The organism is Mycobacterium sp. (assembly GCF_965230835.1).
GTDB lineage: Bacteria > Actinomycetota > Actinomycetes > Mycobacteriales > Mycobacteriaceae > Mycobacterium.
Genome location: NZ_CBDDLW010000002.1, coordinates 762680 through 775440, shown reverse-complemented (window position 1 = coordinate 775440; position 12761 = coordinate 762680). Strand labels below are relative to the sequence as shown.

Genomic DNA, 12761 nt, shown 5'->3' with positions numbered 1-12761 from the left:
AGCTGCGCCCCTGGAAGGATGTCACCGTGTCGGAAGGTCTGTGGATCGCCATCGCGGTCATCGCCGCTCTAGTCGTCATCTTCGCGCTGACCCTGGGCGCGGTGGTTTACCGCAGGCGGCGTATCAATCTGTCCGCTCGCCCCGAGTCCAAGGTGATCGACCGATCTGGCGGCTACGCGGCGTCGTCGGCCATCACTTTCAGTCAGTCGGCACCGGCCCCCGATCGGATCGATAGCGGCGGGCTGCCCGCTGTCGGCGACGACGCGAGCGTCCCTCGCGACGCTTCGAAGCGCACGATCGGCGCCGCCCAGCCTCCCGAACTTGAGCCCGAACTTGAGCCTCCCGACGCAGTTGAGGATGTCTCGCCCCCGCCTGCCGAACCAGCCAGCGAGGTGGCGCAAGCCACGGAAATTGAAACCATCGAACCGCCGGAAGGCCGGCTGGAACGCCTGCGCGGACGACTGGCCAGGTCGCAGAACGCGCTGGGGCGCAGCATCCTGGGCCTGATCGGAGGCGGCGACCTCGACGAGGACTCCTGGCAGGAGGTGGAAGACACACTGTTGGTCGCCGACCTGGGTCCGGTGGCCACCGCTTCGGTGGTGGCCGAACTGCGCGGTCGCCTGGCCAGCGGCAACGTAAGTACTGAAACCGACGCTCGCGCGGTGCTGCGCGACGTGCTGATCGCGGAGTTGCAACCCGATATGGATCGCTCGATCCGTGCGCTGCCGCATCAAGACCACCCCTCGGTGCTTCTGGTCGTCGGCGTCAACGGCACCGGCAAGACCACCACCGTTGGCAAGTTGTCGCGCGTGTTGGTGGCTGACGGGCGCCGTGTGGTGCTGGGCGCGGCTGACACTTTCCGGGCCGCGGCGGCTGATCAATTGCAGACCTGGGCCGCACGGGTGGGTGCGGATGTAGTGCAAGGAGCTGAGGGCGCTGATCCGGCGTCAGTCGCATTTGACGCAGTGGACAAAGGAATCGCTGCAGGTGCCGATGTTGTGGTAATCGATACCGCCGGGCGGCTGCACACCAAAGTCGGGCTGATGGATGAGCTCGGCAAGGTTAAGCGTGTAGTAACCCGGAGGGCAGCCGTCGACGAGGTGCTATTAGTGCTGGACGCCACGATCGGGCAAAACGGGTTGGCTCAGGCGCGGGTTTTCGCCGATGTGGTCGATATTTCCGGCGTTGTGCTGACCAAGCTGGACGGGACGGCTAAGGGTGGCATTGTTTTCCGCGTTCAACAAGAGCTCGGCGTCCCAGTGAAACTGGTCGGCCTGGGTGAAGGCGCTGACGATCTTGCGCTCTTTGAACCGACGGCGTTCGTCGACGCCCTGCTCGGCTGAGAGTGTGTTCACAGCAAGTCTTACGTTAATCCCAATGAAACATGGCGGTCCCATTGCCGCAACAACCTTTGCGCATGGTTCTGGATCAGGCCGCCAGTCATAAGCCTGGAGCCCTGCCAACGTGGACCGGAGGTGATAGCGCGTGGACCAATTCCCGATCATGGGCGTTCCCGATACCGGCGATACCGCCTGGATGCTGGTGAGTGCCGCACTTGTGCTGTTGATGACGCCGGGCCTGGCGTTTTTCTATGGAGGCATGGTGCGCTCCAGAAGCGTGCTGAACATGATCATGATGAGCATCAGCGCGATGGGTGTCGTGACGGTGCTTTGGGCGCTCTACGGCTTCTCCATCGCATTCGGCGACGATGTCGGCAATATCGCTGGCGACCCTACTCAGTACTGGGGGCTCAAGGGCCTCATTGGCATCAACGGTGCCGCCGCGGACCCGAGTGCGCAGACCGCAGCGGTGAATATCCCGCTCGTGGGAACTCTGCCGGCAACTGTGTTTGTCGGGTTCCAGCTGATGTTCGCGATCATCACCGTTGCCCTGATCTCGGGGGCTGTGGCCGACAGGTTGAAGTTCGGTGCCTGGCTCTTGTTCGCGGGACTGTGGGCGACGTTTGTGTACTTCCCGGTCGCGCATTGGGTGTTCTCGTTCGACGGCTCCACCGCTGAACACGGCGGCTGGATCGCCAACAAGCTGCACGCGATTGACTTCGCCGGCGGCACCGCAGTCCACATCAACGCCGGTATTGCCGGCCTGATCCTGGCGATCGTCGTGGGCAAGCGGCGTGGCTGGCCGACGACGCTGTTTCGCCCGCACAATCTGCCGTTTGTCATGCTCGGTGCGGCGCTCTTGTGGTTCGGTTGGTATGGATTCAACGCAGGGTCAGCGCTGAGCGCCAACGGTGTCGCCGCTTCGACGTTCATCACGACCACGGTGGCGACTGCCATGGCGATGCTTGCCTGGCTGCTCACCGAGCGCATTCGTGATGGCAAGGCCACTACACTCGGCGCGGCTTCTGGAATCGTTGCAGGTCTGGTTGCCATTACTCCGTCGTGCTCATCGGTGAACGTGCTAGGAGCTTTGGTCGTCGGTGCGGTGGCCGGTGTTGCGTGCGCGCTGGCGGTCGGGCTGAAGTTTCGGTTCGGGTTCGATGATTCGTTGGATGTGGTCGGGGTGCATCTGGTCGGTGGTCTGGTGGGCACGTTGCTGGTCGGTCTACTGGCCGCTCCAGAGAGCTCGGCCATCAACGGTGTCGAAGGAGTGACCAAAGGACTGTTCTACGGTGGCGGCTTTGCTCAGCTGGAACGGCAGGCAGCCGGTGCATTCAGCGTTCTCGTCTATTCTGGCGTCGTCACCCTTATCTTGGCTTTGATCCTGAAATATACGATTGGGTTGCGTTTGGATGCTGAGCAAGAATCGTCGGGTATCGACGAGGCTGAGCACGCAGAGAGTGGCTACGATTTCGCGGTAGCCAGCGGTTCGGTTCTTCCCCGTCTGGACATGGCGTCAGACACCCGCAACGGCCTGGACAAGCGAATGGGCGAGAAAGTAGAGGTGGAGCCGCAATGAAGCTGATCACCGCGATCATAAAGCCGTTCACGCTCGACGACGTCAAGACGAGCCTCGAAGATGCGGGCGTCTTGGGGATGACGGTCAGCGAAATCCAGGGCTATGGGCGGCAGAAAGGCCACACTGAGGTTTATCGTGGCGCAGAGTATTCAGTTGATTTCGTCCCTAAGGTGCGTATCGAGGTCGTCGTCGACGATTCTGTTGTCGACAAAGTCGTGGACAGCATCGTCCGTGCTGCGCGCACCGGCAAGATTGGTGACGGAAAGGTGTGGGTCAGCCCGGTCGACACAATTGTGCGGGTGCGCACCGGTGAACGCGGACACGATGCGATATGAGGCTAGCCCCGCATTGCTGAATCGAGCCGAACGTTCCGGCTGGGTGCGAAACCGGTTGCTAGCACAGGTATGAACCCGCATCGGCCGGAATCGTCCGGGCCATCGGCGTCGGAGGCCCCATCTGTAGCAGAAGCGGGAAGTCCAGGTCCGGTAACTGATTTGGCTGCCGGGCGACGTCAGCTGTTATCAGGCGGGCATCGTGAACGTGATCCGGCCGAACTGCGCCAGGCGTGGCTGGAACTCCACGAGTCCTGGTTGATCGCGAAGGCTGCCGAGATCGGGATCACCGATGCGAGCAATTTCGCGATCATCGGGGTGGGGGGACTTGGTCGTCGGGAGCTGCTGCCTTATTCGGACCTCGACCTGCTGCTACTGCACGATGACGCGCCCGCCGACGAACTCGGGCGAGTTGCCGATCAGCTATGGTACCCGCTGTGGGACAATAACATTCGTCTCGACCACAGCGTGCGAACGGTTACCGAGGCGTTGGGCATCGCGAGTTCTGACATGGTGGTCGCACTGGGCATGTTGGAAGCACGTCACATCGTTGGCAACGCGGAGTTGTCGACGGAGCTGACTAGCGGAGTGCGACGGCAGTGGCGAAACGGAATCCGCGCCCGCATGGACGAACTCGTCGAAATGACACACGCCCGTTGGCAGCGTTTCGGCCGGATCGCAAACCTCGCCGTGCCCGACCTCAAGTCCGGTCGTGGCGGGCTACGCGACGTTCATCTGCTCGACGCGCTGGCTGCCGCTCAGCTCATCGACCGCCACAGCGTACAGCCGTTGGATATGCAGGCATGTTCGCTGGATGACGCCTACCTCACGCTGCTCGACGTGCGTACTGAACTGCATCGAGTGTCTGGCCGCGGACGCGATCTCTTGTTGGCCCAGCACGCGGACGAGATCAGCGCGGCTTTGCACATCGGAGACAGATTCGACCTGGCGCGCGTGTTGTCAAATGCCGGCCGGCATATCAGCTATCAGGCCGAATCTGGGCTGCGAACTGCCGTCAACGCCCTGCCGCGGCGCGGGATCTCGGCCTTGGTCCGTCGGCCGAAGCGGCGACCGCTCGACGACGGGGTCGTCGAATATGCCGGTGAAATCGTGCTCGCCCGCGATGCGCAACCCGCGAACGATCCCGGCTTGGTGCTACGAGTCGCTGCCGCATCCGCCGACACCGGAATACCCATTGGGGCAGCGACCCTGAAGCGCCTCGCTGATCACGCACCAGAGTTGCCAACACCTTGGCCGCGCGAGGTTTTGGATGACCTGTTGGTGGTGCTCAGTGCCGGTCCGACCACGGTTGCCACGATTGAGGCACTCGACCGCACCGGCCTCTGGAGCCGGCTGTTGCCGGAATGGGGGCCCATACGCGACTTGCCCCCTCGCGACGTCTCGCATCGGTGGACTGTAGACCGCCATGTGGTGGAGACCGCCGTTCACGCCGCCCCATTGGCTACCCGTGTGGCGCGTCCCGACTTGCTTGCGCTTGGTGCGTTGCTGCACGATATCGGCAAAGGTCGTGGCGCAGATCACAGTGTGCTCGGGGCTGAACTGGCAATCACGATCGGTACCAGACTGGGGTTATCACCAGTGGATACTCAGATGCTGTCGAAGTTGGTTCGTCACCATCTCTTGCTGCCCGTCACAGCCACCCGAAGTGACTTGAACGATTCCAATATCATCGAGGCAGTGTCCGCGGCCTTGGGCGGGGACCCGCAATTGCTCGAAGTGCTGCACGCTTTGTCGGAAGCGGACTCCCAGGCCACCGGTCCTGGGGTGTGGACCGGCTGGAAGGCCTGCCTAGTCGAAGATCTGGTGCGTCGCTGCCGGATGGTGATGGCTGGCGAGTCATTGCCTCAGGCCCAACCCACCGCACCGCACTATCTCGCCTTGGCGGCTGATCACGGGGTGCACGTAGAAATCAGTCCGCGCGACAGCGAACGTATCGACGTGGTGATGGTTGCACCGAACGAGCGGGGAGTGGTGTCTAAAGCCGCCGCGGTACTGGCGTTGAACTCGCTGCGTGTGCACTCGGCGTCGGTCAATATCCACGAGAGTGTCACGATCACCGAATTCGTTGTGTCCCCTCTTTTCGGTTCCCCACCCGCCGTGGAGCTGTTACGCCAAGAGTTCGTCGGAGCGGTTAACGGCGACGTGGATGTCCGCGACACGCTGGAGACGCGCGACAGCGAAGCCGCCAGCTCGGCGTCCGTTCGCGCAGGCGACGTGCAAGTGGGAGTTCCTGTCACGCGCTCGACAGCTCCGCCGCGCATCCTGTGGCTCGACACCGCAGCTGCCGGTCAGCTGATTCTCGAAATCCGGGCCATGGACAAGATGGGCTTGCTTGCGTTGCTCGCGCGGGCGCTGGAGCGCTCAGGAGCAGACATTGTCTGGGCGAAAGTCAACACATTCGGATCGACCGCGGCCGATGTGTTCTGCGTGACACGCCCGGATGAGTCTAACCCCGCTGAGACGTCCGCACGGTGCGATGCAGGCCTGCGATCCTCGGTGGAACGACACCTGTTGGCTGTTCTGGGCGCCACGACCGACGTTATGGTCGGCGAGCCACTCGGCGATTAGGGCCGCTGGGAACCCGCTGCGGGCAGCTCGGAGGTAAGTTGCCGCAACGCGTCGATCCGAACTTTGAGTTGCTCGCGGGTCGCCGCGGCTATCGGCGGACCACCGCAGCGGCGGCGGAGTTCGTTGTGGATCCAGCCGTGTGGTTTGCCGGTGCGGTGGTGCGCTACCGACACCAGCGTATTGAGTTCTTGGCGCAGCTGGCGAAGCTGGTTGTGTGTTGGCGCTGCCGGCACCGATGTCGCCGGAGCGGACTTTCCGGCGGCCGCCCGTTTTTGAAGCTGCTCGTCTTGGCGGCGGTGCAGCAGAGCGCGCATCTGGTCGGCGTCGAGCAAGCCTGGGATACCTAGGTAGTCGGCCTCTTCGTCACTCCCCGCGGGGGTGGCCGTGCCGAAGGAGGATCCATCGAAGATGACCTGATCCAACTCTGCGTCGGCGCCCAGCGAAGTGAAGCTTTTCTCGGCGTCGCCCTGTTCAGTCTGTGTCTTGGTGGCCGGATCTTTATCAAGTGGATCGTCGAATGACTCGCGGTGCGGCTTGCCGAGCACATGGTTGCGCTGCGCCTCGAGCTCACTGGCCAGCTGGAGCAGGTTTGGCACCGATGGCAGGAAGATGCTTGCGGTCTCACCAGGCCGGCGCGAGCGAACGAATCGGCCGATGGCCTGAGCAAAGAACAGCGGTGTCGAGGCGCTGGTGGCGTAGATGCCCACCGCGAGCCGGGGAACGTCCACGCCTTCGGACACCATGCGGACCGCGACTAGCCAGCGGCCGGTGCTTTCGGCAAATGTGGTGATCCGCTCCGAGGATCCAGGGTCGTCGGAGAGGACGACCGTGGGGGTTTCCGAGGTCAGCTGTGTCAGAAGCTTGGCGTAGGCGCGAGCGGCACTGCGGTCGGAGGCGATGATCATGCCGCCGGCATCGGGCACGTGCGTACGTAGCTGGCGTAGCCGCCGATCGGCGGCCACTATTACCGCGGGCATCCACTCACCGGAAGGGTCGAGCGCGGTACGCCAAGCCCGTGCGGTCTGCTCAGCTGACAATGGTTCACCGAGCCGCGCCGCGTGCTCCTCGCCTGCGCTGTCCCGCCACCGCGCCTGCCCGGAGTAGGCCAGGAACACAACCGGCCGAACCACGCCGTCAGCGAGAGCCTCCGCATAGCCGTAGGTGTGGTCGGCTTGCGACCGGATCAGCCCGTCGGCGCCGGGGGCGTAGGTGACGAAAGGGATCGGGCTGTCGTCGCTGCGAAACGGTGTGCCTGTCAGCGCGAGTCGGCGCGTGGCGTCGCTGAACGCTTCTCGGATAGCGTCGCCCCAGGTCTTGGCATCACCGCCGTGGTGGATCTCGTCGAAAACCACGAGCGTCTTGCGCTGCTCGGTGCGCACCCGGTGCAGTGTTGGATGCGACGCCACCTGGGCGTAGGTAATCGTCACGCCGTGGTACTCGGGCGATGTCTGCGGGTTGGAGTTGGAGAACTTCGGATCCAGGGAAAGTCCATATCGTGCCGCGGCCTGTGCCCACTGAACTTTCAGGTGTTCGGTGGGTACGACGATCGTGATCTGTGCGACGGTGCGATGGCTAAGCAGTTCGGCTGCTATACGCAAGGCCAACGCTGTTTTCCCGGATCCGGGAGTCGCCACGGCAAGGAAGTCGCGGGGCCCAGCGGCCAAGTACTTGACCAATGCGCGGCGTTGCCAGCCGCGCAGCGGTCGGCCGCCTTCCGCGGTGGGCTCGGCTACGTCAGAGATGCTGCTGGCCGGCTGCGTCAACGCTGCTCCCCCCGGAACTTGATGCTTGGCCGGTCGTCGTGATGTCGGCCGTATGTGATGCCGCGATAGCTCCGTTGCGGCCCGGCTGCACGATACCGGCGTCGTCGGCGACGCGCTGAACCGGCAGCCGACGAAAGCCTCGGCTTTTTCGACGGGTCTTATGCAGCGGTGGTGGCTGTGAAATCTAGCACGGCAACGGTTTTCAGCGCGCGTGCGCCACGCTGACGCGGCTACCGGCCGCAGCCGCGCACATTTAGGACGTGGACGGTAGTGGGTAACACCTTCACCGACACTGAAGCCACTGCGGTGTGTTTGGGCGTGTCCTCGCAGCCCATAAAGTGTCGCGGGCTTCTGGGGTGGTGACCCGCTGCGCCCGGCTTCGCCGTGCTGGCGGTCACCACGGGGTTTGTCTGGTGGTGACCCGCTGCGCCCGGCTTCGCCGTGCTGGCGGTCACCACGGGGTTTGTCTGGTGGTGACCCGCTGCGCCCGGCTTCGCCGTGCTGGCGGTCACCACTAGTCTGGGGAGCGTGTTTGAATCGTTGTCCGACCGGTTGACCGGCGCCCTACAAGGGCTGCGCGGCAAGGGGCGACTAACCGCCGCCGATATAGATGCCACCAACCGTGAAATCAGGCTGGCGCTGCTGGAAGCCGACGTTTCGCTGCCGGTGGTTCGGGCGTTCGTTCACCGGATCAAGGAGCGCGCCAAAGGCGCCGAGGTTTCCGGAGCCCTCAACCCGGCGCAACAGGTCGTCAAGATTGTCAACGATGAACTGATTGGCATCCTCGGCGGCCAGACTCGTGAGCTGGCGTTTGCAAAAGTGCCGCCCACCGTTGTGATGCTTGCGGGCCTGCAGGGCTCCGGTAAGACGACATTGGCTGGCAAGTTGGCCACGTGGCTGCGAGCCCAGGGGCACACGCCGCTGTTGGTGGCCTGCGACCTGCAGCGTCCGGCGGCGGTGAATCAGCTACAGGTTGTCGGGGAGCGGGCCGGCGTGCAGGTGTACGCCCCGCATCCTGGTGCTTCGCCGGAATCAGGTCCCGGAGACCCAGTTGCTGTCGCGGCGGCCGGGCTTGCCGAGGCTCGAGCCAAACACTTCGACGTCGTCATCATCGACACCGCCGGACGGCTCGGCATTGATGAGGAGCTGATGGCTCAGGCCGCAGCTATTCGGGAGGCGGTAAACCCCGACGAGGTGCTGTTCGTCCTGGACGCGATGATCGGCCAGGACGCCGTCACCACGGCTGCGGCGTTCGGCGACGGAGTCGGCTACAGCGGGGTCGTGCTGACCAAGCTCGACGGCGACGCTCGTGGTGGGGCAGCGTTGTCCGTACGCGAAGTGACCGGTGTGCCGATCCTTTTCGCCTCCACCGGCGAGAAGCTGGAAGACTTCGATGTCTTCCACCCAGACCGGATGGCTAGCCGCATTCTGGGCATGGGCGATGTGCTGAGTCTGATCGAACAAGCTGAGCAGGTCTTCGACGCCGAGCAGGCTGAAGCCGCGGCCGCCAAAATCGGTGCCGGAGAGCTGACGCTGGAGGATTTCCTTGAACAGATGCTCGCCGTTCGAAAGATGGGTCCGATCGGAAACCTGCTGGGCATGTTGCCTGGCGGGGCCCAGATGAAGGATGCGCTGGCTGAGGTGGACGACCGGCAGCTCGACCGGGTACAGGCCATCATCCGCGGCATGACGCCCGAAGAGCGTGCCGATCCGAAAATGATCAATGCTTCGCGGCGGCTGCGTATCGCCAACGGTTCCGGCGTGTCGGTATCTGAAGTCAACCAGCTCGTCGACCGTTTTTTCGAAGCGCGCAAGATGATGTCGTCGATGCTCGGGGGCATGGGCATACCTGGCGTGGGCCGCAAGTCGGCGACGCGAAAAAGTCGGGGCGCTAAGGCCAAGGGCGGCAAGAAGGGCAAAAAGGGGGCACGCGGCCCAACGCCGCCCAAGGTCAAGAGCCCGTTTGGGCCTGGCGGGGCGATGCCGGGCATGGCTGGGATGCCGGGCTTGCCGCCCGGGTTTCCTGACTTGTCGCAGATGCCGGAAGGTCTCGACGAACTGCCGCCCGGGCTGGCGGACATCGATCTGTCCAAGCTGAAGTTCCCCGGCAAGAAGTAGCGGCACCGTGCGTCTGCACGTGCGGGGGTTGGGGTTGCCTGACGAGGCGCCCGTCGAACTTTGGATCGTCGACGGCCGGATCAGTGTCGAGCCGGTTGCCGAGGCCGACACCGTTTTCGGTGCTTCTGGCGGGGGCTGGATCCTGCCTGGGCTAGTGGACGCGCATTGTCACGTTGGGCTTGGTCAGCACGGCTCTATCGAACTCGATGAAGCTATCGCGCAGGCTGAAACCGAACGCGACGCCGGGGCGCTGCTACTACGCGACTGCGGTTCGCCGACTGACACTCGTAGTCTCGACGATCGAGAAGATCTACCTCGGATCATCCGGGCCGGAAGGCACCTGGCCAGACCGAAACGCTATATCCCGGGCTTTGCGGCTGAGCTTGACGATGAATCGCAGTTGCCGGCCGCCGTCGCCCAGCAGGCGCTGCGCGGGGACGGCTGGATCAAGCTGGTCGGTGACTGGATTGACCGGAAAGTAGGCGATCTAGCCCCGCTCTGGTCCGACGACGTGCTCAAGGAAGCGATCGATGTTGCGCACGCCCATGGGGCGCGGGTCACCGCACATGTGTTCAGCGAGGACGCGCTTCCTGGGTTGATCAACGCGGGCATTGATTGCATCGAACACGGCACCGGGCTCACCGACGACACCATTGCGCTGATGCTCGAGCACGGCACCGCATTGGTACCCACGCTGATCAACCTTGAGAACTTCCCGGGAATCGCCGACGCCGCGGTGCGGTATCCGACCTACGCTGCCCACATGCGCGACCTGTATGCGCGGGGCTTTTCGCGGGTCGCCGCGGCTTGGGCTGCCGGTGTGCCCGTCTATGCCGGTAGTGATGCCGGTAGCACCGTCGCACATGGGCGAATCGCTGACGAGGTCAAAGCGCTCAACGCCATCGGTATGAGCTCAACTGATGCTTTGGGCGCCGCATGTTGGGACGCTCGACGCTGGCTGGGGCGGCCGGGCCTAGAGCATGGGGCCTCGGCTGACCTGTTGTGCTACCGAGACGATCCGCGGCTGGGTCCTGACGTACTGAGCAAACCCGACCTTGTCGTGCTGCGCGGCAAGATGTTTCGACCGCAACACTAGCTGACCGATCGCGGGAACGATCGCGGGTGCGCTGCGGTTGAGCCGCACGGAGATCGCTGACCTCCAGCAGGCGCACGCGGCTGCGCCAGGTGGCGCTATCGCGGCTACTATCGCGGAATGGCGTTGGCCAACGGTGCGACCTTCGCTGGTTACACCGTCGCGCGGTTGCTGGGTTCGGGACCGACGGGTGATACCTACCTGGTCGGTCAGCCGGGATGGCCGGGCTGGCAGGTGTTGAAGATTCTTGGACCAGCGATGTCGGCGGACGACGAATTTCATTCGCGATTTCTGCGCGAGACGGCGATCGCGACAAAGTTGTATCACCCGAACATTGTGGAAGTGTATGACCGCGGCGAATGCGACGGACAGCTGTGGATCGCGATGTACTACGCCGAGGGGGTCAGCGCCGCGCAGCTGATGCGGGAGCGATTTCCGGCGGTCTTGCCGGTGGGCGAGGTGCTAAATATTCTCACCGCCGCTGCGGCTGCTCTCGACTACGCCCATGAGCGTGGACTATTGCATCGCGATGTCAAGCCCGCGAACATTCTGCTGACAAAGCCAGTGGGAGCCGATCCGAAGATTCTGTTGACCGACTGGGGTTTGGCCCGCCGATTCGGCGACCCGAATGGCACGGTCGGCTACGCGGCGCCGGAGCAGCTGGTGGGCGCGGCCATCGACCAGCGTGCGGACCAGTACGCGCTAGCGGCTACTGCGTTTCACTTGCTCACCGGCGCGCCGATGGAGCAGTCTGCGCCGCCTAAGCTGAGCGGTCTGCGCCCCGACCTCGCGCGCCTCGACGACGTGTTCTCCAGAGCGCTGGCCGCCGAACCCGCCTGGCGGTTCGGGAGTTGCGGCGAGTTGGCCCGCGCAGTCCATGACCTGGCCGGTCTTCCGGCCAATGATCTCGATTCCGACATTGTTGGCACGGGGGCGGCCGGCGAGGACGTCTATGTCGTCGACTATCCGGCTTACGGTTGGCGCGATTCGGCCGGCGAATCTGAACAACCAGTTCCGGCTTCGAAGCCGCAGGTTGCGAAATTGCCGCGGAGAGCCACGATTTTGCAGGTGGCGGCCGCGACCTTGGCGCGGCGTCTGAACGAATTCTCTTCATCGACTGGGCAGTCGGCGCCGTTTCGGCGCAGGCCGCGTCGGATCGTGGTCCGTGCCGCAGCGGTACTACTGGTTGCAGGCCTGCTCGCCTTGGGCATCGTGATCGGACGTAGCACCTACACAACCTCGACGGGAACTAGCAGCCCGGTGACACAAGCGTCTCCTACGACCAGTTTGCCGGCGCCGAGCTCCGCGGTGACCAGCACTGCGGCAGCGGCGCCGGTTGAACTGAAGGGCATCTACCGCATCGAGCTCGAACGTTCGAAGCAGACGTACAACGACCACCCGAGTCCGCAACCTCCGGACGTGATCACCTGGTGGGCGTTTCGGACTTCCTGCACGCCGACTGGTTGCTCGGCGGCCGCGGTCATGCTCGATGGGAAAGACCACACGAGGGTGAAAGCGCCGGGCGGCACCCGCCCGCTCGTGCTGCACTTCGTGGACGGTAGGTGGCAGGCGCCGCCGGAAACTGTGCGGTTTCCGTGCATCGGGCCGAACGGTTCGAAGGGCACGCAGACCACGCGGCAAGCGGTATCGCTGCGACCGCAGCCGCAGGGCGACCTCGTCGGCGAAATGGTCGTCACCGTCCAAAGCAATGAGTGTGGGCAACAGGCGGGCGTCTTCCGAAATCCCGTGGTAGCCAGCTGGGTTGGCGATACGCCTCCGGTGGTCACCGTTCCAGATCCGGTGACGGTGCCCGATCCCCCCTCCGGAACCAACACGGCAGTGCCGCCGGGAGCACCCCCGGGAGCACCGTCTCCGACACCAACCGATACGTCGGCGGCTCCAACGACAACGCCGTCGGGGCCGGGGGGCTGATCTGGGCTGGCCCCT

The 12761-nt window shown here is 64.1% G+C and carries 8 protein-coding genes; 7 read left to right on the top strand and 1 reads right to left on the bottom strand.

Annotated elements, in window-relative coordinates; translation table 11 throughout:
- The first annotated feature begins 26 nt into the window (after positions 1-26).
- The 4 genes from ftsY to ACO07W_RS04015 all read left to right on the top strand — a co-directional run bounded on the left by ftsY (position 27) and on the right by ACO07W_RS04015 (position 5840).
- Positions 27-1343 (top strand): signal recognition particle-docking protein FtsY, encoded by a 1317-nt coding sequence (ftsY, locus tag ACO07W_RS04030; RefSeq protein WP_421845797.1) that lies wholly within the window; start codon positions 27-29, stop codon positions 1341-1343.
- A 142-nt stretch (positions 1344-1485) separates the two neighbouring features.
- The gene (locus ACO07W_RS04025; RefSeq protein WP_421841004.1) at positions 1486-2919 is read left to right on the top strand and encodes an ammonium transporter; all 1434 of its coding nucleotides are present in this window, start codon (positions 1486-1488) and stop codon (positions 2917-2919) included.
- A complete protein-coding gene (gene glnB / locus ACO07W_RS04020) occupies positions 2916-3254 on the top strand; it encodes a nitrogen regulatory protein P-II (RefSeq protein WP_421841002.1) in 339 nt (112 codons plus the stop codon). The genes ACO07W_RS04025 and glnB overlap by 4 nt, the downstream gene beginning before the upstream one ends.
- A 69-nt stretch (positions 3255-3323) precedes the next feature.
- Positions 3324-5840 (top strand): [protein-PII] uridylyltransferase, encoded by a 2517-nt coding sequence (locus tag ACO07W_RS04015; RefSeq protein WP_421841000.1) that lies wholly within the window; start codon positions 3324-3326, stop codon positions 5838-5840.
- Here the strand turns inward: ACO07W_RS04015 and ACO07W_RS04010 are convergent.
- Positions 5837-7657: a DEAD/DEAH box helicase gene (locus ACO07W_RS04010; protein ID WP_421845796.1), complete on the bottom strand. Its 1821-nt coding sequence runs from the start codon at positions 7655-7657 to the stop codon at positions 5837-5839. The genes ACO07W_RS04015 and ACO07W_RS04010 overlap by 4 nt on opposite strands.
- Positions 7658-8131: 474 nt before the next feature.
- Between ACO07W_RS04010 and ffh the strand changes: the two genes are divergently transcribed.
- The 3 genes from ffh to ACO07W_RS03995 all read left to right on the top strand — a co-directional run bounded on the left by ffh (position 8132) and on the right by ACO07W_RS03995 (position 12746).
- Entirely contained in the window at positions 8132-9721 is a 1590-nt protein-coding gene (gene ffh, locus ACO07W_RS04005; protein ID WP_421840998.1) for a signal recognition particle protein, read from the top strand.
- 7 nt (positions 9722-9728) lie between these two features.
- Positions 9729-10817, top strand: a complete 1089-nt coding sequence (locus ACO07W_RS04000; protein ID WP_421840996.1) for an amidohydrolase family protein — start codon at positions 9729-9731, stop codon at positions 10815-10817.
- A gap of 117 nt (positions 10818-10934) precedes the next feature.
- Positions 10935-12746 carry a serine/threonine-protein kinase gene (locus ACO07W_RS03995; protein ID WP_421840994.1) on the top strand — a complete coding sequence of 604 codons (1812 nt, stop codon included), beginning with the start codon at positions 10935-10937 and terminating at the stop codon, positions 12744-12746.
- The last annotated feature ends 15 nt before the right edge of the window (positions 12747-12761 follow it).